We start from the raw sequence: 23,916 nt of genomic DNA, 5'->3' as shown, positions 1-23,916 counted from the left end.
TTATGTCGGTCAACACCTCCCTGAACGCATCAAACGGATGGCGGCGGCAATTCCACAGGGGCAGAATCGGGCTGGTCGTAATCGGGGCTGACCGGGCTGATCTCGTCGGGCTGCCGTATTGGGCTTTCATCGGGCGTGGCTGGCGGCGGCATCTCGTCGGGGGATTGCGGCTCGATCGTGTCGGGGGCCGGGATCGCGTCGGGGTCTGTATCGGGGCGGGTGGCCATGTCCTTGTCTCTCCTTTGTAACCTCCTGTCCCTACGTTTGGGCGACTGCGACGGTTCCGGGGCGGATTCCATATCCCTTGCCTCTTTCCGCGCTTTTCTCTATGCCGCGCCGACCGGCGACCGATGCGGGCGTGGCGAAACTGGTAGACGCGCCAGATTTAGGTTCTGGTATCGCAAGATGTGGGGGTTCGAGTCCCTTCGCCCGCACCAGACGCCGCCTGCGGCGACGCCACCGAAATTCAGCTGAAGAAAGCGTTTGAGAGAAGAGATGCAGACTGTCGAGACGTTGAACGAGGGCCTGAAGCGCGCCTACACCGTAACCATCACGTCGAAGGACATCGACGCCCGAGTGGACAAGGAAGTCAAGGCGATCGCACCGCAGGTGCGCATGCCCGGCTTCCGCGCTGGCAAGGTGCCTGCGAACCTCGTGAAGAAGATGCACGGTGAATCGCTTCAGCGCGACGCCCTGAACAACAGCATTCAGGAAAGCATCCAGAAGCTGATCGCCGACCAGAAGCTGCGCCCCGCGATGCAGCCGTCGGTCGAGCTGGACGAAGGCTTCGAATTCGGCAAGGACGCTGAAATCAAAGTGGCTCTGGAAGTGCTGCCCGAAATCGCAGCCCCCAGCATCGATGGCCTGAAGCTGGAACGTCTGACCGTCGAAGTCGCTGACGCGCAGGTCGATGAAGCCGCCGGTCGCATCGCGACGCAGCAGGGCGCGCTCGAAGAACATGCCGCCAGCCACAAGGCGAAGGACGGCGACACGCTCAAGATCGATTTCGTCGGCAAGATCGACGGCGAAGCATTCGAAGGCGGTTCGGCCGAAGGCGTGAACCTCAAGATCGGCGCAGGCCAGTTCATCCCCGGCTTCGAAGAACAGCTGACGGGCGTGAAGAAGGGCGAAGAAAAGACGATCACCGTCACCTTCCCCGAAGATTATGGCGCGGCGCACCTGGCGGGCAAGGAAGCGACCTTCGACATCACCGTTCAGGCGATCCTGAACGCCGACAAGCCCAAGGTTGACGAAGAATTCGCCAAGTCGCTGGGTCTGGAAGGTCTGGACAAGCTCAAGGAGCTGCTGAAGGGCCAGATCGAACAGGAACATAACGGCCTGACCCGCACCTATATGAAGCGCAAGCTGCTCGATCAGCTGGCCGCTTCGCATGATTTCGACGTGCCGCCCAGCATGGTGGAAGCCGAATTCGGTCAGATCTGGCAGCAGCTTCAGCATGAAGCCACCCATGAGGAAGATCCGGCCGCCGCGATCGCCGAAATGGAAGCGGAAAAGGACGATTATCGCGCCATCGCGGTGCGTCGCGTTCGCCTCGGCCTGCTCCTCTCGGAAATCGGCCAGGCTAATGGCGTTGTCGTGTCCGATCAGGAAATGAACCGCCTGATCATGCAGGCTGCGCAGCAGTATGGCCCGCAGGACCGCGAACGCTTCGTCCAGTATGTCCGTCAGGATCCGATGGCCGCCGCTCAGCTGCGCGCGCCGCTTTATGAAGACAAGGTCGTCGACTTCCTGTTCGAAAAGGCGGAAGTCACCGACCGTGCCGTCAGCCGCGACGAGCTGGAAGCCGCGATCGAAGCCGAAGATGGCGATCTGAAGCCGCACGTCCACGGCCCCGGCTGCGGTCATGACCATGATCATGACGAAAAGCCCAAGGCCAAGAAGGCTGCGCCCAAGAAGAAGGCTGCCGAAGCCGCTGAAGACGCCCCGGCCGAAGCCGCTGCTGAAGAAGCGCCGGTGAAGAAGGCTGCGCCCAAGAAGGCCGCCGTCAAGAAGGACGAAGCCGTCGCAGAAGACGCCGCTGCCGAGGAAAAGCCCAAGAAGAAGGCTGCTCCCAAGAAGGCCGCTGCCAAGGCTGAATAAGCCTTTTCTTGCAGCTATGATGAGCGCCCGGCTTCCCTGTGAAGCGCGGGCGCTTTTCATTTTTGCCAGCCTTTCCTTTCGGAAATCGGCGTGGCAGATGAAATATTAAGGATGATGCGCCATGCCGTTCGCATGATGGGGCAGGGCATGTTGGTGCAGAGCGTGGGGGCGATGAAGGAATTTCCGTCAGTGAACAGTGAAACGGCCACCGTGACTCCGCGCGTCGCGGTGATCCTGCCCTGCTATAATGAGGCTGGCGCGATCGTGCAGACGGTGGAGGATTTCCGCCGCGCGCTGCCCGCCGCCGACATCTATGTCTTCGACAATAACAGCACCGATGGTAGCCGCGATCTGGCGGCCGGGGCGGGGGCCATCGTCCGCCGGGTGAACCAGCAGGGCAAGGGCCATGTGGTGCGCCGCATGTTTGCCGACGTCGACGCCGACATCTACATCATGGCCGATGGCGACGCGACCTATGAAGCCGCCGCCGCCCCCAGGATGGTCGCTGCCATGCTGGAGGATAATCTGGACATGGTCGTGGGCGCGCGCAGGTCGGAAGTGGAGGAAGCCTATCGGCGCGGCCACCGCTTCGGCAACTGGGCGCTGACCAGCCTGCTCAAGCAATTGTTCGGACGCAGCTTCACGGACATTTTGTCGGGCTACCGGGTCTTTTCCCGTCGCTTCGTCAAGAGCTTCCCGGTCCTGTCGGCGGGGTTTGAGATCGAAACCGAAATCAGCGTCCACGCGCTCGAACTCGCCATGCCGGTATCCGAAGTCATGACCGCCTATGGCGCGCGCCCCGAAGGATCGGTCAGCAAACTCAGCACCTATCGTGATGGCTGGCGCATATTGCGTACGATCATCACGCTCTACCGCATCGAACGGCCGATCCTGTTCTTCGGCATCATTGCGGCCCTTCTTGCTGCGCTTGCCATCGGCCTTGCGGCGCCGCTCATCCTCACCTATCTGGAAACCGGCCTCGTCCCGCGTTTTCCGACCGCGATACTGGTGACCGGCGTGATGATCCTCGCCACCCTGTCCGCCATGTGCGGCCTCATCCTCGACACGGTGGTGCGTGGCCGACGGGAAGTGCGCCGCCTTGCCTATCTCGCCTTTCGCGCGCCGTCCGACTACGCGCGCCGCGACTGAACCTTACCTTCCCCCTTGAACCATCCGCTTTTTGTGCCGATGTAGGGGGCCGGGCAAAAGCACCTGACTGAAAGAGCAAAATGACCGACATCATGCATGATCCCTTGGCCGCGCTGGTCCCCATCGTCATCGAACAGTCGAACCGCGGCGAACGCAGCTTCGACATCTATTCGCGCCTGCTGCGGGAACGGATCATCTTCGTCACCGGCCAGGTGGAAGATCATATGGCTTCGCTGATCGTCGCCCAGCTGCTGTTCCTCGAATCGGAAAATCCGAAGAAGGACATCTGGATGTACATCAACTCGCCGGGCGGCGTCGTGACGGCGGGCATGGCGATCCACGATACGATGAGATATATCCGGCCTCAGGTCGGCACCGTGTGCATCGGTCAGGCCGCCTCGATGGGCAGCTTCCTGCTGGCTGCGGGTGAACCGGGTAAGCGCATCGCGCTCTCCAACGCCCGCATCATGGTGCATCAGCCGTCGGGCGGGGCACAGGGCATGGCGTCGGATATCGAGATCCAGGCCAAGGAAATCCTGCGCATCCGTCGTCGCCTGAACGACCTCTATGTGAAATATACCGGCCAGTCGCTGGAAGCGGTGGAAAAGGCGATGGACCGCGACACCTTCCTCGAAGCGGATGAGGCCAAGGCCTTCGGTCTGGTCGATGAAGTGTTCGATCGCCGCCCGGTTGCCGCTGAGGCGTCCGAAGCATAATTCGCCATTCGCTGTGATGCGGATATGATGCAAAAAAAAGCCCGGATCGTTGCCATCGATCTGGGCTTTCTTGTTGGTCAGGAACTTTACGCCGGATTTCCTTCAGGCGCAAAGTTCCGATCCTGATCCTGATCTCGAACCGGGGGAGCGGCGGTCTTTCGCCCGATCAGCAATGTCCTCAATAGCCTGAGCAGCGGCGCTTCCACCAGCAGATAGGCGATCACGCAAGCCGCTATCGTAGCCACCAATATCCCCAGATACAGCGGCACATGCGGAATGCTGGTCAACAGAACAACTTTCTTGAGCAGTTTCAGCATCATACTCGCGACACTTTCGTGCGCCAGATATAGGATGTAGGACGCGTCGCCGATCAGGCTGAGGAAGGGCAGGGTCAGCACCATGCCATGCTTCTCCATTGCCGCGGCGCCTGCGACGATCAGCATGAAAGCCGTCGAGTAGGCGATCTGAATAAAGGGCGGTGCCATCACGCCCGGCGCCAGCATCAACGTCCGTTCCCAACCATATGTGACCGGTATCGCAATCAGGCCGGCCACCAATATCCACCCGCCGATGCTGCGCGACGGTGCCTTCTGCATGATGCCGAACGCCGCTATGCCCAGAAAGAAGTTGATGTTGTTCGGCGCGACGAAGGTAGACCAGAAAAGCGAATCGCCGGTCGCGCCAAAAAAGTTGACGCCCAGGATGATGGCCAGCCACGCCCCCATCAACCCTATGCCCACGCGTAGATGGACGATGACGCACAGGAAGAAGGCGTAAAACAAAACCTCATGATACAGCGTCCATGCCGGCCCGATCGGCGCGCGAAAATCATTGAAGTGAATGAGGGATAGGGTCGAAGCGAAGTCGAGGGGATGAGTTGGGAAGGATTTCACTCCGCCCACAGCCAGCGTCCCGGCCAGCGCCACGATCGTGACCAGCCAGTAGATGGGATAGAGCCGGATGAACCGTTTCAGCACATAATTGCCTGCCCGTTCGGGGCGACGGATGTCGCGCCGATGAGCCAGGAGGATAATGAACCCGCTTAGAACAAAGAAGAAATTGACGCCAAGCCAGCCATGGCTGGTATAGTCTCTCAATATTGGCGGCATTCCCACTCGGGGTTCGTGAAACATGACCGACAGGTGAAAGGCCAGGACCGCCATAGCCGCCAGCGCACGGCCGGCCTGAAGTGATCCAAGCATGGTTTCTCCACCGAATCTATTTGTAGAATTGCTACGCATCATGTGTGCCGGCAGAAACAACACAAGACGTTTTTCACGCCTTGAAAGGCTGAACCTGCCCTATGATATGACAGAATGACTGTAGCTAAGCGGTGCATCGGTCGGATTTTTGCTCCGGATCATCCCAAAAATGAGCCGGGGCTAACCGATTATTGACCGGATGTGCTGGACAATGACCCCTTGTGATTCCTGTCGTCACGGGTTTAGGATGGTAGAACAGGATCGGCCTTGCGTTGTTCGTCAGCATTGTGATGAAGGGCGGAAGGCAGGAAAGAAGGCAAAATGACGAAACTAACGGGTTCCGATTCAAAAAGCACACTTTACTGCTCCTTCTGCGGCAAGTCGCAGCATGAAGTGCGCAAGCTGATCGCAGGACCGACCGTGTTCATCTGCGACGAATGCGTGGAACTGTGCAACGACATCATTCGCGAAGAGACCAAGGGCGGTCTCGTCGGGAAGAAGGATGGCGGTGTGCCGACCCCGCAGGAAATCTGTGATGTCCTCGACGATTATGTGATCGGGCAAAAACGCGCCAAGCGCGTTCTGTCGGTCGCTGTCCACAATCACTATAAGCGTCTGAACCACGGTTCGAAGCCGGGCGAGGTCGAACTGGCGAAGTCGAACATCCTGCTCGTCGGTCCCACCGGTTGCGGCAAGACGCTGCTGGCGCAGACGCTGGCGAAGACGTTCGACGTGCCCTTCACCATGGCCGATGCGACCACGCTGACCGAAGCGGGTTATGTGGGCGAGGATGTGGAAAACATCATCCTCAAACTGCTTCAGGCGTCCGACTATAATGTCGAAAAGGCACAGCGCGGCATCGTCTATATCGACGAAATCGACAAGATCAGCCGCAAGGCCGAAAACCCGTCCATCACCCGCGACGTGTCGGGTGAAGGCGTGCAGCAGGCGCTGCTCAAACTGATGGAAGGCACCACCGCCAGCGTCCCGCCGCAGGGCGGTCGCAAGCATCCGCAGCAGGAATTCCTTCAGGTCGACACGACCAACATCCTGTTCATCTGCGGCGGCGCCTTCGCGGGTCTGGAAAAGATCATCGGCGATCGTCTGGAAGCCAAGTCGATCGGTTTCGGCGCCCATGTCGCTGCGCCCGAAGAACGCAAGACCGGCGAACTGCTGCGTCAGAGCGAGCCGGAAGATCTGCTGAAGTTCGGCCTCATCCCCGAATTTGTCGGCCGTCTGCCCGTCATCGCGACGCTGGAAGATCTGGATGTCGCCGCTTTGGTCAAGATCCTGGTCGAGCCGAAGAACGCGCTGGTGAAGCAATATGGCAAGCTGTTCGATATGGAAAATGTCGAACTCAGCTTCACCGACGACGCGCTGACCGCCATCGCGAAGAAGGCGATCGAGCGGAAAACCGGCGCCCGCGGCCTGCGCTCGATCCTCGAATCGATCCTGCTCGACACGATGTTCGACCTGCCCTCGATGGAGGGTGTGGGCGAAGTCGTGGTGGACAAGGATGTCGTGGCCGGGACCAAGGAGCCGATTCGCGTATTCAGCGAAAAAGAAAAACGGGCGGAAGACGCCGCCTGATTTTCAGGCCATTTTACCCGTATGAAATAAAGGGCCGGCGTTGCGACGTCGGCCCTTTTTCGTTACGCCCGTGTGCGCTGCACAAAAATTCCTGCTGCGTTGCAAAATTGCACCACCGTTAAATTGCTGGCGTGAAGCGGCAATTTGTCATCAAACTTCAATAAGTTACGCCCAGATGCGGGGCGCCCGAAAACATGCGTGAATGGGGCGGGGGAGGATTGTGACAATCCTGTGCGCACATTGTAACAAAAATGCAATCGACGCATCACAGGGGCGTCGTCAGAGGCCGCCAGGAGCGGCGCCGGCTTGAAAGAGCAGACAGCTTTAGGGGCGCGTGGGTGCGCCACTCTTGAAAAGGGACAAGGGTCTAATGAAACAGTTTTTGATGGGCAGCGCCGCGATTCTCGCCGTCGCTGTGCCGACCGCCGCGTTCGCGCAGTCGACCGGTTCGCAGGATTTCGAAGACACCATCATCGTTACCGGCGCCAAGGGCAATGACGGTATCGGTGGCGTCGTCCTGCCTGACGTAACCAAGGCCAAGGGCGTCCTGACCCAGGAAATCATCGCGAAGCAGGGTTCTGGCAACACCATCCTGAACGCGATCAACCTGATCCCCGGCGTCAGCTTCCAGAATAACGATCCTTATGGTTCGGCCGGTGGTACGCTCAACATCCGCGGCTTCGGTCCGGACCGCGTCTCGCTGACCTTCGACGGCATGCCGCTGAACGACACCGGCAACTACGCCATCTATTCCAACCAGCAGCTCGACCCCGAACTGATCGAGGAAGTCAACGTCAACCTGGGTTCGACCGACGTCGACAGCCCGACGGCGGCGGCTTCGGGCGGCACCGTCAACTATCGTTCGATGAATGGTTCGGACGATTTCAAGGTCACCATGGTCGGCGCGGCCGGTGAATATGACTTCTTCCGCCTGTTCGGCCTCGTTGAAACCGGCGTGTTCACGCCTTTCGGTACAAAGGCATGGTTCTCGGCTTCGACGACCCGCAACAACGTGCCCTTCAATGGCTTTGGTCAGATCGACAAGCAGCAGTACAACGGCAAGATCTATCAGCCGATCGGCAGCAACGGCGACTTCGTGTCGGTGGCCGGTCACTGGAACGCCAACCGCAACAACTTCTTCGGTTCGCTGCCGCTGCGCGTTGACACCACCCAGTCGCCGACCAACAACGCTCCGCGCGTTGCTGGCTCCGCGTCGGGCAACCGCTTCCCGATCACGAAGGACGAGCGTTTCTACACGCTGACGCCTTGCACCGTCGCTGCCGCCCGTCCGGGCGTGGCCGATGCCGCCAACAGCTGCGGCACGCTGTTCGACTATCGCTACAATCCGTCGAACACCGGCAACATCCGCATCAATTCGAAGTTCACGCTGGCTGACGGCCTCGTCCTGACGGTCGACCCCAGCTATCAGTATGTGAAGGCGAACGGCGGCGGCACTGCGACCGCGAACGAAGGCCGTTTCGACCTGAACCCCGGCGCGGGCACGCAGCTTTCGACCGGCTATTTCGGCAGCACGCCCTATTTCGGTCGTGACCTGAATGGCGACGGCGACACGCTCGACACCGTCACCGTCCTGGCGCCTAGCCAGACCCAGACGCACCGTTTTGCGGTTATCTCGTCGCTGCGCTATGACATCAACGAAGATCATCGCGTTCGCTTCGCCTACACGTTCGACCATGGTCGCCACCGTCAGACCGGCGAAGTCGGCCTTGTCGGTCAGACCGGTCAGGCTCTGGACGTGTTCCCGGTCGACGCCCCGCTGACCGACGTCAACGGCGCGATCCTGCAAAAGCGCGATCGTCTGTCCTATGCGATCCTGAACCAGTTCTCGGCGGAATATCTGGGCAAGTTCCTGAACGAATCGCTGACCGTTCAGGCGGGCGTCCGTGCGCCGTTCTTCAAGCGCAAGCTGGAAAATAACTGCTTCACCAGCGCAGCCAGTGGCACGACCCAGTGCTTCGGCACGGATGGCACCATTCCGGCCAACACCGGTACGCTGAACCCCAGCTGGGCCGCTCCGCAGAAGCGCACCTACAAATATGACAAGATCCTGCCCAGCGTCGGCCTGAACTACAAGATCACGCCGGAAACCAGCGTGTTCTGGAACTATTCGAAGGGTCTTTCGGTGCCCGGCACCGACTCGCTCTATAATGCCTTCTTCTTCGCTCGCGGTTCGGACGGTGCCAATCCGGCGCCTGAAACCACCGACAGCTTTGACCTCGGCGCTCGCTACGCGACGAACGGTTTCCAGACCCAGCTGTCGCTGTGGTACACCAATTACGAAAACCGTCTGGCTTCGTCCTATGATCCGGTCGAAAATGTCAGCGTCTATCGTAACCTGGGCAAGGTCGAAAAGTACGGCATCGACGGCAGCATCAGCTATACGCCGATCGAATATTTCACCGTGTACGCCTTTGGTTCGTACCTGAAGTCGAAAATCAAGGACGATCTGGCGATCGGCACCGTCAACGGCCAGACCGTTTACGCCCCGACTGCTGGCAAGCGTGAATCGGGCGCCCCGGTCTACATGCTGGGCGGTCGCGCTGAAGTGAATTACGAAGGCGTGACGCTGGGTGTTCAGGCCAAGCGTACCGGCAAGCGTTATGTGTACGACACCAACCTGCCGACCTACCGCAATGCCACCGGCGCCCTGACGCCGCAGCAGATTTACGGTGCGGCCGCTCCGTCGTACACGCTGGTCGATCTGGACGCGCGTTTCTCGCTCGCCCGCTTCGGCGCCGAAGGCACCTTCTTCCAGCTGAACGTCAGCAACCTGTTCGACAAATTCTATGTCGGCGGTTTCGGTGGCAACCTCAGCCAGTCGTTCACGCCTGCCACCGGCATCTACGGTTCGCCCGGCTTCGTGCAGATCGGCTCGCCGCGCGCCGTGTCGGGTTCGCTGCACGTCAGCTTCTGATCCTCACCGATCAGAGACAAACAGAAAAGGGCGGGGAGCAATCCCCGCCCTTTTTCATTGCGGGCTTGCGGCTGCACAATGGGGGCTAACTGTCCTACCCATGGCGGCATCGTTATGATCGTGGCGCGGCTTTCCGATAGGATCAGGCTCGCGTAACTTTATGTCCGATTAAGCGGGAAATGTGCGAAGTTAAGCGCGACCCGGATCGCTGACCACGCCCTCGATCAGGGGGCAAGCATGATCCGTAATGGCAGTCGAAACGGGCTGGCTTACCGCAGGCAGCTGTCCAGACCGTCGCGCTGGATCGTGCCGATCCGCGCCGCGATCGTATTGCCGTAACGCCGCGTAAAGCCGCCGGGCGCGACAGCCGCGCGCTTCTTGGGCAGGGGCAGGACCGCGGCGATCCGGGCCGCTTCCGCCTTGCTCAGCTTACCCGCGCCATGATGGAAGTAACGGATCGCGCCTGCCTGCACGCCATAGGTGCCGATCCCGGTTTCCGCGACGTTCAGATACACTTCCATGATCCGCCGCTTGCCCCAGATCGCCTCGATCAGGACGGTGAACCATGCCTCCATCCCCTTGCGGACAAAGCCGCCGCCCTGCCACAGGAACACATTCTTGGCGGTCTGCTGGCTGATGGTCGACCCGCCGCGAATGCGCCCGCCGCTCGCATTATGGATCGCCGCCTTGGCGATGGCGTCGACATCGAAACCATGGTGGGTGCAAAATTTCCCGTCCTCCGCCGCGATCGCCGCGCGCGACATGTCCGGATCGATCTCGTCCAGCGACGTCCAGTCCTTGGTAATGCCGTTGGGATCGAACAGCATCGTCAGCGTCACCGGCGGTGGCACGAAACGATAGATGCACACCATCAGCAAGGACAGGGCAATAAAGGCCAGCACGACCTTGACCAGGATCATGATCCAGCGGGAACGGCGACGGGACAGGGCGGGGGAAGCTGCTTTCATGCCGCTGTGGTAGCGCGGCGGCCTTGTCCCTATCAAGCGGTCGCGAACGTTCCGCCGCGACGATCGCGATTGATCAGCAGCACCATCGCCGCGCCGATCAGGCACAATATGCCCGCGCCGACGAAAGCAGGCATATAGCTTTGCCATGCCGTGCGGGACAGGCCGCCGCCCAGCGCCGCGCTGGCCGCGCCCAGCTGATGCCCGGCGAAAATCCAGCCGAAGACGATATTGGCCCGCTCCGTCCCGAATCGCTGGGCCGTCAGCTTTACCGTAGGGGGCACCGTCGCCACCCAGTCCAGCCCGTAAAAGGCCGCAAATACGGTCAGGCTATAAAGCGAAAAGTCGCTGAACGGCAAATAGAGCAGCGACAGGCCACGCAAACCATAATACCAGAACAGCAGCCAGCGATTGTCGAAACGGTCGGACAGCCATCCCGATGCCAGCGTCCCGCCGAAATCGAACAGTCCCATCATCGCTAGCATCGACGCCGCGCCGACCGCCGCCAGCCCATAATCGCCGCACAGGGCAATGAAATGGGTCTGGACCAGGCCGTTGGTGCTGGCCCCGCAGATGTAGAAGGACAGGAACAATATCCAGAAAGTCGGCACCTTCGACACATCGCGCAGCACGACCAGCGGCGTCATCAACAAGGCGCCAAGGCTGGCGGGTTGAGCGGGGGTGGGCTGGATCTGACCCTCGCCATAGGGCGCCAGCCCCAGGTCGGAAGGGCGATCCCGCATCAGTAACGTAACGATGATGCCCGCCACCACGATTCCGCCGCACACCAGCATCATGGCGATCCGCCACCCATGATTTTCGGTCAGGCTCGCCAGCAACGGCAGGAAGGCCAGTTGCCCGGTCGCGGTGCTGGCCGACAGCAGCCCCATCACCAGTCCGCGTCGCCGGCTGAACCACCGGGTCGCGACCGTCGCGCCCAGCACCATCGCAGTCAGCCCGGTGCCGATGCCGATGACCACGCCCCACAACAGCACCAGTTGCCACAGGCTGTTCATGCTGAGCGACAGCAGCAGCCCGACGATGACGATCGACAGTGAAATCAGCATCATCCGCCGCACGCCGAACCGGTTCATGAACGCGGCGGCAAATGGCCCCATGCCGCCGAAAAGCAGGAACCGGATGGCCAGCGCGCCGCTGATGTCGGCCGCGCTCCATCCAAATTCCTTCTGCAATGGCACGATGAACACGCCCGGCGCGCCAACCGCGCCTGCGACCACCAGCATGGTCAGGAATGTCGTGGCCAGCACGGCCCAGCCATAATGGACGTTGCGCGCAGACAGACGGCTTGCAAGAGCGGTCGACAACATCGCCATCCCCCTAAAAGGTCGTAATCGGACTGGCGTTAAATGATGAATGTCATATATAAGGTCAAGAGGCCATTTGAGGGACGAAGGATATGAAGGTCAGCCGTGATCAGGCTGCACGCAATCGCGAAAAGGTGGTCGATACCGCGTCGCGCCTGTTCCGGGCGCGGGGGGTGGAAGGTGTCGGCATCGGCGAATTGATGCGCGAATGCGGGCTGACCCATGGCGGCTTTTACAACCAGTTCGAATCCAAGGATGCTCTGGCGGCGGAGGCCTGCGCTGCGTCCTTCGCCAACAGCGCCCGGCGATGGCGGATGGTCGCCGATCAGGCGGACGGTGGGGGCGCTGCGTCGGCTATCGCGGCAGACTATCTCAGCGCACGCAACCGGGATGCGCCCGAAAGCGGATGCGCACTGATCGGCCTTGGTCCCGATGCGGCTCGCCGCGGTGGGGATCTGGCCATCGCCTTCCGCGAAGGTTTCGAAACGCTGGCGGCAATTCTTCAACAATCGCAGCCGGATATGGAGCGGCAGGCGGTGTTGGCGCGCATGGCGCAAATGGTCGGCGCGATGATGCTGGCGCGCGGGGTCGCTGACATGGCCCTAGCGGAAGAAATCATGGCTGCATCCCGCGATATGCTGGGCGCCATGGCATGACGGAATGGCGTTCGATGACGGCGGACGATCTGCCGGCGGTCAAGGCAATCTCCGATCAGGTTCATGGCGCCTATACCGAAGGGCGGGATATTTATGCCGAACGCCGTCGCATCTACCCGTCCGGATGCTTTGTTCTGGAAGGGCGAGGGGCCATGTTGGGCTATATGATCAGCCATCCCTGGCAGGGCGACGATCCGCCAGCGCTTGATGAATTGATCGACGCTGTCCCGGAAGGCGCGGATCGTTTCTATCTTCATGATCTCGCCCTTTTGCCGGCGGCCAGAGGGACTGGCGCCGCATCGGCCGCGATCGACATCGCCATGCGTCGTGCAAGGGCAGAGGGGTTCGACCGTCTGACCCTGACCGCCGTCAACGGTGCGGAGGGTTTCTGGCTGAAGCGGGGATTCAGGCCATGTTCGCCTCATGGTTCGGCTTATGGCGACGGCACCCTGTCCATGGAATGCCTGATATGGGACGCGCCATAAAAAAAGCCCCGGATCGCTCCGGGGCTTTTTCATTCCGTTTCCGCCAAGGCGGATCAGGTCAGCGCAAAGCGGGGCATCTTGCCGCCAGCAATGCGCATCATTGCCTTTTGCAGCTTTTCGAATGCCCGAACCTCGATCTGGCGGACGCGCTCGCGCGACACGCCATAAACCTGGCTCAGTTCTTCCAGCGTCTTCGGCTCTTCGGCCAGACGACGTTCCGCCAGAATATGCTTCTCGCGATCGTTGAGGTCGGTCATCGCCTCTACCAGCATGTCATGCCGCTGGGTCCGTTCCTGTTCCTCTGCGACGCGCTCGTCCTGAAGCGGATCTTCATCCTGCAACCAGTCTTGCCACTGACCTTCGCCATCTTCGCGCATCGGGACGTTCAGCGATGTGTCGCCACCCATCGCCATGCGGCGGTTCATGGACACGACATCCTGTTCGCTGACGCCCAGATCGGTTGCGATCTTGGTCACATCTTCGGGGCGCAGGTCGCCATCCTCGAACGCTTCGATATTATTCTTCATCCGGCGCAGGTTGAAGAACAGCTTCTTCTGCGACGCGGTGGTGCCCATTTTGACCAGCGACCAGCTGCGCAGGATGAATTCCTGGATCGATGCGCGGATCCACCACATGGCATAGGTCGCTAGACGGAAACCACGGTCGGCCTCGAACTTCTTCACGCCCTGCATCAGGCCGATATTCCCCTCGGAAATCAGCTCGCTGACGGGCAGGCCATATCCGCGATAGCCCATGGCGATCTTGGCGACCAGCCGCAGGTGCGACGTCACCAGCTGCGCCGCAGCTTCAGGATCCTGATGCTGCTCATAACGCTTGGCGAGCATATATTCCTGCTCAGGCGTCAGCAGCGGATATTTACGAATTTCCGACAGATAGCGGTTGAGGCTGGCTTCACCGCCCAGCGCCGGCACCGCAGGGACATTGCTCTTGTTGGCCATGTCACTTCACCTTTCCCTTTCATGCGGGGGTGGACCCAGACGAGGCATCCTATACCACCGCAAACTTGTCGAACATTATACGTGGAGCTGGCTTAACAGTTCCTGCATGTCGTTCGGCAACACACTTTGAAACATCAACCGTTGGCTCGTTACCGGATGTATGAACCCCAGGCTTTTGGCGTGCAATGCCTGCCTATTGAAACCCAGCGTTTCCAGTATTGATTTGAAACCTTTTCTTTCTCTACCGTAAACCGGATCACCAATCAAGGGGTGACCGATATGATGCATATGCACACGCACCTGATGCGTCCTGCCGGTTTCCAGCCGACATTCGACCAACGCCGCGCCATGCAATCGCTCCACCGTTCGATAATGGGTTACGGCATGCTTACCGCGTCCTTCCCGATGAACGGCCATTTTCTTTCGATCAGTGTCGGATCTGCCGATCCATGTATCGACCGTAGCTGCGCCCGGCGCCGGTACGCCATAGACAATGGCCGCATATAGCCGGTTGATGCTGTGATCCTTGAATTGCCGCGCCAACCCTTCGTGCGCCTTGTCGGACTTGGCGACGACCAGCAGGCCGGACGTATCCTTGTCGATCCGGTGGACGATGCCCGGCCGGGCGACGCCGCCGATGCCGGATAATTGCCCGTCGCAATGGTGCAGCAGCGCATTGACCAGCGTACCGTCCAGATTGCCCGCCGCCGGATGGACGACAAGTCCCGCAGGCTTGTCCACCACGATCAGGTCGGCATCTTCATGCACGATGTTGAGAGGAATATCCTGCGCTACCGTATCAAGCGGTACAGGCGCGGGCAGGGTGATGATGTAGCGTTGGCCCGCCGAAACCTTCGCTGACGCGCCGATTTTTGCGACAGGTTCGGCCGACACCTGCCCGTCGCCGATCAGGCCTTTGATCCGTTCGCGCGACAGGTCGGGCAAAAGGTCCGCAAGCGCGCGATCGAGGCGCAAACTGTCCTGCGCATCGCCGATAATGACTTCGATGATGGAAACCCCCGGACCCATTGGTTAGGGATGTAGGAATGCGGGTGGAAATTTCAAGAACGTTGTTGGAACAAATCGTGGCCCTGGCGGCGGCGGATGCCAATGAAGTATGCGGACTGTTGTTGGGCACATCCGACCGCATCGAAGCGATCATGCCCGCCGCCAATATCGCGACTGATCCTGCCCGTCATTTCGAACTGGATCCCGCTATCCTGATCGCGGCGCATCGTGCCGCCCGCACCGGTGGCCCGGCCATCATCGGTCATTATCATTCTCATCCATCGGGTGTCGCTGCGCCGTCCATCACCGATGCGGCCTGCGCGACCTCGGACGGAAGCCTGTGGCTGATCGTCGCGGGGCATGACGCGACTTTATGGCGTACCGGGCCGGATACGGCGGTTAACGTCCATTTCACCAAAATTCATCTCGACAGTCGGTGAAGGAAAGGCGGCAAGCCGGGCTTGCATCGGCGGTCCGCGCGGCGCATTAGCCACAAAAGACCTTCCATTTTTCTCATTTTCGGCGACCCATATCCGCATGACCCATCCGATCGACAGCATCGAATTTGCCAGCTTACTCTGCTCGCGCCTCTGCCATGACCTGCTCAGTCCGGTCGGCGCGCTCAATAACGGGCTGGAACTGATGGCGGATGAAACCGATCCGGAAATGCGTCAGCGCTGTCTGGACCTGTTGGGCGACAGCGCGCGTACATCCGCCAACAAGCTGAAATTCTTCCGTCTGGCCTTCGGCTCGGCGGGCGGCTTCGGCGATGCGGTTCCGCCGCATGAGGCCCGCGTCGCGATTGAGGGCATGTTCGCCACAGCGGGCCGGGTAAAGATCGGCTGGCTGGTCGAGGAACAGATGCTCGACAAGCTGGCCGCCAAGATTCTCCTCAATCTGGCGCTGATCGCTGGCGATGCGCTGGTGCGTGGCGGTCAGTTGGACATCGGCGCGGAAAAACGCCCCGGCGTGACGGAAATCGTCGTGCGCGGGGAGGGGCCGAAGGTCGTGCTCGACCCCGATCTGCGCAGCGCGCTGGCGGGCACCCTGCCGATCGAAGGGCTGGCGTCGCGTACGGCTGCTGCCTGGATGATCCGTCAGATGGTGATGGAATGTGGCGGTGAAATCGCGCTGTCGCCACCGGGTGAGCCGGTCCTGTTGTTCGGCGCGTCTATCCCCGACAGGCGTTGATACGCGCCAGCAAGACGTCGTCGCTGTCCTGCTCAAGGTCGAGCAAGGCGGCATAGGGATCGCCCGGCAGCGCCAATATGGTGGCAAAGGCAGGCTCGGTCTTCAGGCCTGCCCGACGCTGCGTCATGACGGCGGCGCGAAGGTTGGGGCCGCCCAACGCCAACAGCCGCCGTTCGATCGCAAAATGTCGCCATCCATTTTGCTGCGCGACAGGCAGGTTCTGGCCGAAACTCTCGAATGGCCAGCCTTGATCGTCGAAACGAACGATGACGGCATTCAGCTCGGGACGCCGGATAATTTCGAAACGATCGCGGTTTCCACATGCCTGCCGCACATGCGCTGAAAAGGTATCGCTATCGTAAACCGCGCATAGGATGGCGATGTCGCTGCAAGGCAGGTCGATGCCAAGCGGCGGCGTTCCCACGACATGGGGATCATAAGCCGCAAGTCACACCATGACGCCGCAATGCGTCAGCGCATCTTCCTAGGAGGCGCGGGTCACGCAGCGTGCAACTCTTCGATCAGCCGTCGCATCAATTCCGCTGTTGGCATGGTACGGGCATGGGGCGCACCTTTGCCAGCCCATTGCGCGCCATAGCCACCTTCACCGGCAGCCTTCGCGGCCTGATTGAGGGCTTTGCCGGCGTCATAGGCGATGGGATAGTCAGGCGGTGCCCTATCCACGCGGTCGCCCCATATCGTGAAAGCGTTGGCCAGGCAGCGGGCAGGGCGTCCGGATATGGCGCGCGTCAGCACTGTATCATGGGCGGCGGAACTGAACAGCGCCGCGCGATAGGCATCGTCCGCGCTGCTTTCGGGGCAGGCGATAAAGGCCGTGCCCAATTGCGCGGCGGCGGCTCCTATATCCAGCGATGCCCTGATGCGGCGGCCGTCCATGATCCCGCCAGCGGCGATCACCGGCAGTCCGGATTTCGCGACCAGCAGGCGGGTCAGCGTCGCCATGTCCAACGCCTCGTCCGGGGCATCGGGATCGAACATGCCCCGATGGCCACCTGCCTCTATGCCTTGTGCGACCACAGCATCGATCCCGGCATGCTTCGCGGTCAACGCCTCATCCAGATTGGTGGCCGTGGCGATCAGCATGCATCCAGCGCCTTTCAATGCCGTGATCCGATCCACGTCCGGCAATCCGAAATGGAAACTGACGACGGACGGCCGCGTCTCGACCAGCATCGCCAACATCGCGTCATCCTGCGCAAAGCTGCCGTAGATTTCGCGCAAGGCCTTAGGCGGCTTGGCGCCATAGCGCGTGAAAAGCGGCGCTAACGCATCGATCCAGCGTCTTTCGACCTCTGGCTGTTGCCGGGCAGGCGCATGCACGAACAGGTTGACGTTGAATGGCCGGTCCGTCTGTGCCCGTACCGCGTCGATCATGGCGCGCGCGCCATCTGTGTTCGTCGCGCCCACGCCGATGGAGCCAAGGCCGCCCGCTTCGCTCACTGCCGCCGCCATTTCGGGCGTGGATATGCCGGCCATTGGCGCCTGTATGATCGGATAGGCCATGCCCAGCATGTTGAGCAACGTCATGACGCCAATATGGCGCGCCCGCCGGAAAGGAAAAGGCCCGGCCGCATCGCTGCGACCGGGCCTTCCCGGAAATTCGATCCTGAAAGGAGATCAGGAGCTGTAATACATGTCGAATTCGACCGGCGACGGCGCCATTTCCCAGCGATACACTTCGGGCCACTTCAGTTCGATATAGGCATCGATCTGATCCTTGGTGAAGACGTCGCCCTTCAGCAGGAATTCGTAATCGGCTTCCAGGCTGTTGAGCGCTTCACGCAGCGAACCGCAGACCGTGGGAACCTGGCTCAGTTCTTCGGGCGGCAGATCGTACAGATTCTTGTCCATCGCGGCGCCCGGATGGATCTTGTTTTCGATGCCGTCGAGGCCCGCCATCAGCAGCGCCGAATAGCAGAGATAGGGGTTCGCCATCGCGTCAGGGAAGCGGAATTCCACGCGCTTGGCCTTGGCGCCCGCACCGTAGGGAATACGGCAGGAGGCCGAACGGTTGCGCGCCGAATAGGCCAGCAGAACCGGTGCTTCAAAACCGGGCACCAGACGCTTGTAGCTGTTGGTGGTCGGGTTGGTGAAGGCGTTCAGCGCCTTGGCATGCTTGATGACGCCGCCAATGAAATACAGGCAGGTTTCCGACAGGCCAGCATAGCCGTCGCCCGCGAAGAGCGGCTTGCCACCTTCCCAGATCGACATGTGGGTGTGCATGCCAGAACCGTTATCCTGCGCGATGGGCTTGGGCATGAAGGTCGCGGTCTTGCCATAAGCCTGCGCCACCATCTGAACCACATACTTATAGATCTGCATGCGGTCGGCGGTCTGCACCAGCGTACCGAAGGTCAGGCCCAGTTCGTGCTGCGCAGCGGCGACTTCATGGTGATGCTTGTCGCACGGCAGGCCCATTTCGAGCATGGTGCTGACCATTTCGGCGCGGATGTCGGTGCACGGGTCGACCGGCGCGACGGGGAAATAGCCGCCCTTGGCGCGCGGACGGTGGCCAAGGTTGCCGCCTTCATATTCCTTGCCGGTGTTGGTCGGCAGTTCGATGTCATCGATCTTGTAATAGCTCTGCGAATAGTCGTTTTCGAAACGCACATCGTCGAACATGAAGAATTCGGCTTCCGGGCCGACATAGACGGTGTCGCCGAAACCGGCCGACTTGACGAAGGCTTCTGCGCGCTTCGCGGTCGAGCGCGGGTCACGGGCATAAAGTTCGCCGGTGTCGGGTTCCACGATGTCGCAGAATAGGATCAGCATCGGCGTGGCGCTGAACGGATCGACATAGACGGCGTCCAGATCGGGCTTCAGGATCATGTCCGATTCGTTGATCGCCTTCCAGCCTTCGATCGACGAACCGTCGAACATCAGGCCCTGCGTCAGCTCATCTTCGCCCAGCACGCTCGACACCATGGTCAGGTGCTGCCACTTGCCCTTGGGATCGGTGAAGCGGACATCGACCCATTCGATCTCCTTTTCCTCGATCATCTTCAGGATGTCTTTTGGCGTGTTGGCCATGTGCACTTGCCCTTCTCTCAAAAATACCCCCCCGAAGGGGCTGTAATAAAAGCCTTGCCCACCGAAAGCTGGCGGGTGCGCGCGAAAATTCAGATGGCGTCGTTGTCGCGTTCGCCGGTGCGGATGCGGACCGCGCCCTCGATCGAGGAAATGAAGATCTTGCCGTCGCCGATGCGACCGGTCTGCGCAGCGGAACTGATCGCCTCGACAACACGCTCGGCCAGCGCGTCGTCCACCACGACTTCCAGCTTCACCTTGGGCAGGAAATCGACGACATATTCAGCGCCACGATAGAGTTCGGTATGGCCTTTCTGGCGGCCAAAGCCCTTCGCTTCGGTGACGGTGATGCCGGAAACGCCCACTTCGTGCAGAGCTTCCTTCACCTCGTCCAGCTTGAACGGCTTGATGATCGCTTCGATCTTTTTCATCACTCGTAACCCCAACCCATGACGCACGCTTTGAAAAATGCGGGCGCGACCCGCATTCCTCTTTCCCTTGGCGGAAACGATCGTCATGCCCCCCGTAAGGCAGGCGCCGTCCCCGTTAACAATCAATTACCGTGCCAATTGCCGAATCGCTAGGACATGCTTTCGGCGATGCAGCAATCTTTGTCCATATTGCCCGGTTTTCAGGCAATATCATGACGCAATGCCTAAAAAATAGGCATGTTTGAGACGGTCAGAGGCCGTAAGGCGGGCAATCGAACCCGGTCGGGCTTTTCGTGAAAATCTCGCACCCGTTTTCGGTGATGCCGATGCTATGTTCGAACTGTGCGGACAGGGTACGGTCGCGGGTAACCGCCGTCCAGCCATCGTCCAACATCTTCACGCCGGGCTTGCCGATATTGATCATCGGCTCGATGGTGAAGAACATGCCGGGGCGCAGCTCCGGGCCAGTGCCGGGGCGGCCGACATGCACGACTTCCGGGCTGTCATGGAATACCTGGCCCAGGCCATGGCCGCAAAAATCGCGCACCACGCCATAACGATGCTTTTCCGCATGGCGCTGAATCACATAACCGATGTCGCCGAGGTGATTGCCCGGTTTCGCCTGTTCGATGCCCAGCATCAGACATTCATAGGTGACTTCGACCAGTCGCCGCGCCTTGATGGCGGCGTCGCCTACAATGAACATGCGGCTGGTGTCGCCATGCCAGCCATCGACCAGCGGCGTGACGTCGATGTTCAGGATGTCGCCATCCTTCAGCCGATAATCGCCAGGAATGCCGTGACAGATGACGTTGTTCAGCGAAATGCAGCAACTATGCGTATAGCCGCGATAGCCCAGCGTGGCCGGGACGCCGCCGCCATCCAGCGTCATGCGCCGCACGATGTCGTCCAGTTCGCCGGTGCTCACGCCCGGCACGACATGGGGCACCAGCGCGTCGAGGATTTCGGCGGCAAGGCGGCCCGCCTTGCGCATGCCGGCAAAGCCCGATTCATCATAGAGTTTGATCGCGGTAGAGCGGGAAATCGGCGCGTCGGCCGTCATCGTCATATATTCGGTCATGACCCATTTATAGGCGCAGATAACGGATAATGCGAGGGGGCGGCTAGGCATGGCAGGCGGCGCAGGCTATGGGCATATCCATGGCCGATCCGACCCGCATATGGACCGCTGCGCTGATAGTCATCGGCGATGAAATCCTGTCCGGCCGAACGCAGGACCGGAATATTGCTCAGGTCGCCACATGGTTGGGCGTTCAGGGCATTCGCCTGCGCGAAGTACGCGTGGTGGCCGATGATGAGGCGGCGATCGTGGAGGCCGTCAACATATTGCGAGCGCGCAATGATTATTTGTTCACGACCGGTGGCATTGGCCCTACGCATGACGACATTACCGTCGATGCGATTGCCAAGGCGCTGGGTGTCGGTGTGGAGGTTCATGAAGGCGCGCGCGCGCTGCTGACCGACTATTATGCGACCCGTGGCGGACTGACGGATGCACGGCTGCGCATGGCGCGAGTGCCCGCTGGCGCGGACCTGATCGAAAATCGCATGTCCGGGGCGCCGGGCATCCGCCACGGCAATATCTTCATCATGGCAGGTGTGCCGTCGATTACGGCAGGCATGCTGGACAGCCTGACCGGAACATTGGAAGGCGGTTTGCCGCTATTGTCCGAAACGATCGGATGCTGGGTCGGTGAAAGCGAAATCGCCGATCTGCTGGCATCGATGGAGCGGTCCCATGAAGGCTGTCAGATCGGCAGCTATCCCTTTTTCCGGGAAGGGCGGACCGGCGCCAATTTCGTTATCCGCGCAACCGATCCGGTGGTGCTGAACGCCTGCACCGCAGACCTCACCGCCGCGCTGGAGCGCGGCGGCTGGGCCGTGACGGCGGGCGGTATCTGACTTCCGTTACTTAGCTTCGGCCTTCAGATAGGCGATCAGGTTGGCGCGATCGGTGGCATTGGGAATCCCGGCAAAAGCCATGCGGTTACCGGGCACCAGCGCGCCTGGCTTGGTAATGAATGCGTCCAGGCTTTTGGCGTCCCATTTGATCTTGGCCTTCTGCATGGCAGGCGAATAGGTGAAGCCTGTCGTCGTGCCGGACGTACGACCGAAGATGCCGGACAGCGACGGACCCATTTTCTTCACGCCGGGCTTCACATCGTGACACAGGGCGCAGCGGGCAAAGACGCCTTTCCCTTTGACCGGGTCCCCGGCCTGCGCCAAGGCAGGCGTGGCCGTCGCACAAAGCAGGGTCAATGCAAATAGTCTGGGTACCGACGCGAAGGACATGGATTATCTTCCCTAATTGGCTGTTGTGGCTAGGCTCTGGCCTCTGTGCCGTCCATTGTCTGTAAAGCTTCATGGCTGAATAGCACTTTAAGCATTGGACCTCCATCTGTAGGGTTTGTACCGTGGGACGCCACCCCCTTTTCCATGCTTGCTTGACGGATGAACATGCTGTTCCGTCTGCCGGTCGCCCACTAGAAGCATCAGTGCCGATCCATGACGCCTGACATTGTTTTCATCGCCTGCGCGGTCGCTGCCGTGATCGTTTCCGGTCTGACGAAGGGCGGCTTTGCCGGTGTCGGCGCGCTCGCCATGCCGATCATGGCGTTGGGGATCGATCCGGTGCGTGGGGCCGCGATATTGCTGCCTATCCTCATCCTTCAGGATGTCGTGAGCGTCTGGGCTTTCCGTAAAAGCTGGGACGGGCGCATCCTGCTGGTCATGCTGCCCGGCATGGCAGTCGGCGTCGTGCTCGGCTATCTGTTCGCGGCGAAGGTTTCGGAAACTTCGGTGCTGGGCGTATTGGGCCTGATTTCCGTGCTGTTCGGCCTGCAAAGATTGTGGGTGGAGCGGGGCCGGGCGGTCATATTGCCATCCACATCTCCCGGCTGGGTCGGATTCCTGTTCGGCATCGGCAGCGGCTTCACCAGCCAGATCGCCCATGCCGGGTCTCCGCCATTTCAGATGTGGGTTCTGCCAAAGCGCCTGCCGCGCGATATGCTGGTCGGAACGACGGCCATCGCCTTTGCCGCGACGAACTGGATGAAACTGCCTGCCTATCTGGCGCTGGGCCAGTTGACGCGCGCCAATCTGACGGCGACGGCGATGCTGGTGCCGGTTGCGATTGGCGCCACATTTGCGGGCGTCGCACTGGTCCGGCGGGTCGATGCGGCGCGTTTCTACACGCTCATCTATATATTGATGATATTGCTTGGCCTAAAACTGCTGGCCGACACGCTGATGGCTTGATGCATGGCAAAAGGGCCGGTCTTTCAACCGGCCCTTTTCCTGTCATCAATCCTTTTCGCGCTTCTTGCGATGCGTGTCGAGGTCGAGGACCGTGGTGTCGAGGCCATCGGGCAGCAGGCCAAGGCGGCGCGCCACTTCCTGATAGGCTTCCACTTCGCCGCCAAGGTCGCGGCGGAACCGGTCCTTGTCCAGCTTTTCGTTGGTCGCCATGTCCCACAGGCGGCAACCGTCCGGGCTGATTTCGTCGGCCAGGATGATGCGGCTGAAATCGCCGTCATACAGGCGACCGAATTCCAGCTTGAAGTCGATCAGGCGGATGCCGATGCCCGCGAACAGGCCGCACATGAAATCATTGATGCGGATCGCCATGTCGGCGATGTCGTGCATTTCTTCCTGCGTGGCCCAGCCGAAGCAGGCGATATGCTCTTCGGAGATCAGCGGGTCGCCCAGCGCATCGTCTTTGTAGCAATATTCGATCAGCGTGCGGGGCAGCTGCGTGCCTTCCTCGATCCCCAGCTTCTTGCTGAGCGAACCGGCGGCGACGTTGCGCACGACGACTTCGATCGGCACGATTTCGACCTGACGGACCAGCTGTTCGCGCATGTTGAGGCGACGAATGAAATGGGTCGGCACGCCGATCTGGCCGAGCAGGGTGAAGATATGCTCGGAAATCCGGTTGTTCAGCACGCCCTTGCCGGAAATCGTGCCTTTTTTCTGCGCGTTGAAGGCGGTGGCGTCATCCTTGAAATATTGGATGATGGTGCCCGGTTCGGGGCCTTCATAAAGGATCTTTGCCTTGCCTTCGTAGATCTGGCGGCGACGGGCCATGCGCGTTCCTGTCTTTTTATCACAAAAACAATGCGCCCCGGCAAACGCG

24 protein-coding genes and 1 tRNA gene are annotated in these 23,916 nt (G+C 60.6%); 12 read left to right on the top strand and 13 right to left on the bottom strand.

Annotation, left to right across the window (positions count from 1 at the left end):
• Positions 1-29: 29 nt before the first annotated feature.
• Positions 30-227, bottom strand: coding sequence for a hypothetical protein (locus ACOJSJ_RS10500; protein ID WP_420144927.1), 198 nt, complete (start codon positions 225-227; stop codon positions 30-32).
• 125 nt (positions 228-352) lie between these two features.
• On the opposite strand from ACOJSJ_RS10500, the gene ACOJSJ_RS10495 reads away from it, so the two are divergent.
• The 4 genes from ACOJSJ_RS10495 to clpP all read left to right on the top strand — a co-directional run bounded on the left by ACOJSJ_RS10495 (position 353) and on the right by clpP (position 3,965).
• Positions 353-437 (top strand) — tRNA-Leu (locus tag ACOJSJ_RS10495).
• Between the two features lie 58 nt (positions 438-495).
• Positions 496-2,100 carry a trigger factor gene (gene tig, locus ACOJSJ_RS10490; RefSeq protein WP_420144926.1) on the top strand — a complete coding sequence of 535 codons (1,605 nt, stop codon included), beginning with the start codon at positions 496-498 and terminating at the stop codon, positions 2,098-2,100.
• A 171-nt stretch (positions 2,101-2,271) separates the two neighbouring features.
• A complete protein-coding gene (locus tag ACOJSJ_RS10485) occupies positions 2,272-3,249 on the top strand; it encodes a glycosyltransferase family 2 protein (protein WP_420144965.1) in 978 nt (325 codons plus the stop codon).
• Between the two features lie 80 nt (positions 3,250-3,329).
• The gene (clpP, locus tag ACOJSJ_RS10480) at positions 3,330-3,965 is read left to right on the top strand and encodes an ATP-dependent Clp endopeptidase proteolytic subunit ClpP (RefSeq protein ID WP_420144925.1); all 636 of its coding nucleotides are present in this window, start codon (positions 3,330-3,332) and stop codon (positions 3,963-3,965) included.
• Between the two features lie 86 nt (positions 3,966-4,051).
• On the opposite strand, the gene ACOJSJ_RS10475 is transcribed toward clpP, so the two are convergent.
• Positions 4,052-5,230 (bottom strand): acyltransferase family protein, encoded by a 1,179-nt coding sequence (locus ACOJSJ_RS10475; protein WP_420144924.1) that lies wholly within the window; start codon positions 5,228-5,230, stop codon positions 4,052-4,054.
• 258 nt (positions 5,231-5,488) lie between these two features.
• Between ACOJSJ_RS10475 and clpX the strand changes: the two genes are divergently transcribed.
• Positions 5,489-6,757 carry an ATP-dependent Clp protease ATP-binding subunit ClpX gene (clpX, locus tag ACOJSJ_RS10470; protein ID WP_420144923.1) on the top strand — a complete coding sequence of 423 codons (1,269 nt, stop codon included), beginning with the start codon at positions 5,489-5,491 and terminating at the stop codon, positions 6,755-6,757.
• Positions 6,758-7,127: 370 nt separating this feature from the next.
• Entirely contained in the window at positions 7,128-9,692 is a 2,565-nt protein-coding gene (locus ACOJSJ_RS10465; RefSeq protein ID WP_420144922.1) for a TonB-dependent receptor, read from the top strand.
• 269 nt (positions 9,693-9,961) lie between these two features.
• On the opposite strand, the gene mtgA is transcribed toward ACOJSJ_RS10465, so the two are convergent.
• Together mtgA and ACOJSJ_RS10455 are read right to left on the bottom strand one after the other, a co-directional pair.
• Positions 9,962-10,660 carry a monofunctional biosynthetic peptidoglycan transglycosylase gene (gene mtgA, locus ACOJSJ_RS10460; RefSeq protein WP_420144921.1) on the bottom strand — a complete coding sequence of 233 codons (699 nt, stop codon included), beginning with the start codon at positions 10,658-10,660 and terminating at the stop codon, positions 9,962-9,964.
• Positions 10,661-10,692: 32 nt separating this feature from the next.
• Positions 10,693-11,985, bottom strand: coding sequence for an MFS transporter (locus ACOJSJ_RS10455; RefSeq protein WP_420144920.1), 1,293 nt, complete (start codon positions 11,983-11,985; stop codon positions 10,693-10,695).
• A gap of 89 nt (positions 11,986-12,074) precedes the next feature.
• Here ACOJSJ_RS10455 and ACOJSJ_RS10450 point away from each other — a divergent pair, with 89 nt between their 5' ends.
• Together ACOJSJ_RS10450 and ACOJSJ_RS10445 are read left to right on the top strand one after the other, a co-directional pair.
• Entirely contained in the window at positions 12,075-12,638 is a 564-nt protein-coding gene (locus ACOJSJ_RS10450) for a TetR/AcrR family transcriptional regulator (RefSeq protein ID WP_420144919.1), read from the top strand.
• Positions 12,635-13,123 carry a GNAT family N-acetyltransferase gene (locus tag ACOJSJ_RS10445; RefSeq protein ID WP_420144918.1) on the top strand — a complete coding sequence of 163 codons (489 nt, stop codon included), beginning with the start codon at positions 12,635-12,637 and terminating at the stop codon, positions 13,121-13,123. Before ACOJSJ_RS10450 ends, ACOJSJ_RS10445 begins: the two co-directional genes overlap by 4 nt.
• 53 nt (positions 13,124-13,176) lie before the next feature.
• On the opposite strand, the gene rpoH is transcribed toward ACOJSJ_RS10445, so the two are convergent.
• A complete protein-coding gene (gene rpoH / locus ACOJSJ_RS10440) occupies positions 13,177-14,082 on the bottom strand; it encodes an RNA polymerase sigma factor RpoH (RefSeq protein WP_420144917.1) in 906 nt (301 codons plus the stop codon).
• Between the two features lie 75 nt (positions 14,083-14,157).
• Entirely contained in the window at positions 14,158-15,111 is a 954-nt protein-coding gene (locus tag ACOJSJ_RS10435; protein ID WP_420144916.1) for an RluA family pseudouridine synthase, read from the bottom strand.
• Positions 15,112-15,128: 17 nt separating this feature from the next.
• Between ACOJSJ_RS10435 and ACOJSJ_RS10430 the strand changes: the two genes are divergently transcribed.
• Together ACOJSJ_RS10430 and ACOJSJ_RS10425 are read left to right on the top strand one after the other, a co-directional pair.
• The gene (locus tag ACOJSJ_RS10430; RefSeq protein WP_420144915.1) at positions 15,129-15,530 is read left to right on the top strand and encodes a Mov34/MPN/PAD-1 family protein; all 402 of its coding nucleotides are present in this window, start codon (positions 15,129-15,131) and stop codon (positions 15,528-15,530) included.
• A 97-nt stretch (positions 15,531-15,627) separates the two neighbouring features.
• On the top strand, positions 15,628-16,281 hold the full coding sequence (locus ACOJSJ_RS10425) for a histidine phosphotransferase family protein (protein ID WP_420144914.1): 654 nt from the start codon (positions 15,628-15,630) through the stop codon (positions 16,279-16,281).
• Here the strand turns inward: ACOJSJ_RS10425 and ACOJSJ_RS10420 are convergent.
• The 5 genes from ACOJSJ_RS10420 to map form a co-directional block, all read right to left on the bottom strand.
• Positions 16,262-16,705 carry a DUF4269 domain-containing protein gene (locus ACOJSJ_RS10420; protein WP_420144913.1) on the bottom strand — a complete coding sequence of 148 codons (444 nt, stop codon included), beginning with the start codon at positions 16,703-16,705 and terminating at the stop codon, positions 16,262-16,264. The two genes, ACOJSJ_RS10425 and ACOJSJ_RS10420, sit on opposite strands and share 20 nt — an antisense overlap.
• Before the next feature lie 74 nt (positions 16,706-16,779).
• On the bottom strand, positions 16,780-17,829 hold the full coding sequence (locus ACOJSJ_RS10415) for an NAD(P)H-dependent flavin oxidoreductase (RefSeq protein WP_420144912.1): 1,050 nt from the start codon (positions 17,827-17,829) through the stop codon (positions 16,780-16,782).
• 90 nt (positions 17,830-17,919) lie between these two features.
• Complete coding sequence (gene glnA, locus ACOJSJ_RS10410; RefSeq protein WP_420144911.1) at positions 17,920-19,332, bottom strand: type I glutamate--ammonia ligase; 1,413 nt, start codon at positions 19,330-19,332, stop codon at positions 17,920-17,922.
• 89 nt (positions 19,333-19,421) lie between these two features.
• Positions 19,422-19,760 carry a P-II family nitrogen regulator gene (locus tag ACOJSJ_RS10405; RefSeq protein ID WP_420144910.1) on the bottom strand — a complete coding sequence of 113 codons (339 nt, stop codon included), beginning with the start codon at positions 19,758-19,760 and terminating at the stop codon, positions 19,422-19,424.
• A 250-nt stretch (positions 19,761-20,010) separates the two neighbouring features.
• Positions 20,011-20,841, bottom strand: coding sequence for a type I methionyl aminopeptidase (gene map, locus ACOJSJ_RS10400; protein ID WP_420144909.1), 831 nt, complete (start codon positions 20,839-20,841; stop codon positions 20,011-20,013).
• An 80-nt stretch (positions 20,842-20,921) separates the two neighbouring features.
• On the opposite strand from map, the gene ACOJSJ_RS10395 reads away from it, so the two are divergent.
• Positions 20,922-21,683, top strand: a complete 762-nt coding sequence (locus ACOJSJ_RS10395) for a competence/damage-inducible protein A (RefSeq protein ID WP_420144908.1) — start codon at positions 20,922-20,924, stop codon at positions 21,681-21,683.
• 6 nt (positions 21,684-21,689) lie between these two features.
• Here ACOJSJ_RS10395 and ACOJSJ_RS10390 read toward each other — a convergent pair whose 3' ends face one another.
• Positions 21,690-22,073, bottom strand: coding sequence for a c-type cytochrome (locus tag ACOJSJ_RS10390; protein ID WP_420144907.1), 384 nt, complete (start codon positions 22,071-22,073; stop codon positions 21,690-21,692).
• 213 nt (positions 22,074-22,286) lie between these two features.
• Between ACOJSJ_RS10390 and ACOJSJ_RS10385 the strand changes: the two genes are divergently transcribed.
• On the top strand, positions 22,287-23,039 hold the full coding sequence (locus ACOJSJ_RS10385; protein WP_420144906.1) for a sulfite exporter TauE/SafE family protein: 753 nt from the start codon (positions 22,287-22,289) through the stop codon (positions 23,037-23,039).
• Between the two features lie 45 nt (positions 23,040-23,084).
• On the opposite strand, the gene purC is transcribed toward ACOJSJ_RS10385, so the two are convergent.
• Entirely contained in the window at positions 23,085-23,867 is a 783-nt protein-coding gene (purC, locus tag ACOJSJ_RS10380) for a phosphoribosylaminoimidazolesuccinocarboxamide synthase (protein ID WP_420144905.1), read from the bottom strand.
• Between the last annotated feature and the right edge of the window lie 49 nt (positions 23,868-23,916).

Origin of the sequence: Sphingobium sp. (assembly GCF_048594625.1) — a bacterium.
In the GTDB taxonomy this organism is placed as follows: Bacteria; Pseudomonadota; Alphaproteobacteria; order Sphingomonadales; family Sphingomonadaceae; genus Sphingobium.
Note: the sequence above shows the minus strand (reverse complement) of the source record. Positions and strands in the feature narration are given on the sequence as shown.

Coding starts and splice junctions, on each gene's coding strand:
- ACOJSJ_RS10450 (WP_420144919.1), top strand. CDS start 12,075: ATGAAGGTCAGCCGTGATCAGGCTGCACGCAATCGCGAAAAGGTGGTC.
- ACOJSJ_RS10405 (WP_420144910.1), bottom strand. CDS start 19,760: ATGAAAAAGATCGAAGCGATCATCAAGCCGTTCAAGCTGGACGAGGTG.
- ACOJSJ_RS10430 (WP_420144915.1), top strand. CDS start 15,129: ATGCGGGTGGAAATTTCAAGAACGTTGTTGGAACAAATCGTGGCCCTG.
- mtgA (WP_420144921.1), bottom strand. CDS start 10,660: ATGAAAGCAGCTTCCCCCGCCCTGTCCCGTCGCCGTTCCCGCTGGATC.
- ACOJSJ_RS10425 (WP_420144914.1), top strand. CDS start 15,628: ATGACCCATCCGATCGACAGCATCGAATTTGCCAGCTTACTCTGCTCG.
- map (WP_420144909.1), bottom strand. CDS start 20,841: ATGACCGAATATATGACGATGACGGCCGACGCGCCGATTTCCCGCTCT.
- tig (WP_420144926.1), top strand. CDS start 496: ATGCAGACTGTCGAGACGTTGAACGAGGGCCTGAAGCGCGCCTACACC.
- ACOJSJ_RS10395 (WP_420144908.1), top strand. CDS start 20,922: ATGGCCGATCCGACCCGCATATGGACCGCTGCGCTGATAGTCATCGGC.
- purC (WP_420144905.1), bottom strand. CDS start 23,867: ATGGCCCGTCGCCGCCAGATCTACGAAGGCAAGGCAAAGATCCTTTAT.
- ACOJSJ_RS10500 (WP_420144927.1), bottom strand. CDS start 227: ATGGCCACCCGCCCCGATACAGACCCCGACGCGATCCCGGCCCCCGAC.
- ACOJSJ_RS10390 (WP_420144907.1), bottom strand. CDS start 22,073: ATGTCCTTCGCGTCGGTACCCAGACTATTTGCATTGACCCTGCTTTGT.
- ACOJSJ_RS10415 (WP_420144912.1), bottom strand. CDS start 17,829: ATGACGTTGCTCAACATGCTGGGCATGGCCTATCCGATCATACAGGCG.
- ACOJSJ_RS10465 (WP_420144922.1), top strand. CDS start 7,128: ATGAAACAGTTTTTGATGGGCAGCGCCGCGATTCTCGCCGTCGCTGTG.
- glnA (WP_420144911.1), bottom strand. CDS start 19,332: ATGGCCAACACGCCAAAAGACATCCTGAAGATGATCGAGGAAAAGGAG.
- ACOJSJ_RS10435 (WP_420144916.1), bottom strand. CDS start 15,111: ATGGGTCCGGGGGTTTCCATCATCGAAGTCATTATCGGCGATGCGCAG.
- clpX (WP_420144923.1), top strand. CDS start 5,489: ATGACGAAACTAACGGGTTCCGATTCAAAAAGCACACTTTACTGCTCC.
- ACOJSJ_RS10445 (WP_420144918.1), top strand. CDS start 12,635: ATGACGGAATGGCGTTCGATGACGGCGGACGATCTGCCGGCGGTCAAG.
- ACOJSJ_RS10385 (WP_420144906.1), top strand. CDS start 22,287: ATGACGCCTGACATTGTTTTCATCGCCTGCGCGGTCGCTGCCGTGATC.
- rpoH (WP_420144917.1), bottom strand. CDS start 14,082: ATGGCCAACAAGAGCAATGTCCCTGCGGTGCCGGCGCTGGGCGGTGAA.
- ACOJSJ_RS10455 (WP_420144920.1), bottom strand. CDS start 11,985: ATGTTGTCGACCGCTCTTGCAAGCCGTCTGTCTGCGCGCAACGTCCAT.
- clpP (WP_420144925.1), top strand. CDS start 3,330: ATGACCGACATCATGCATGATCCCTTGGCCGCGCTGGTCCCCATCGTC.
- ACOJSJ_RS10485 (WP_420144965.1), top strand. CDS start 2,272: ATGAAGGAATTTCCGTCAGTGAACAGTGAAACGGCCACCGTGACTCCG.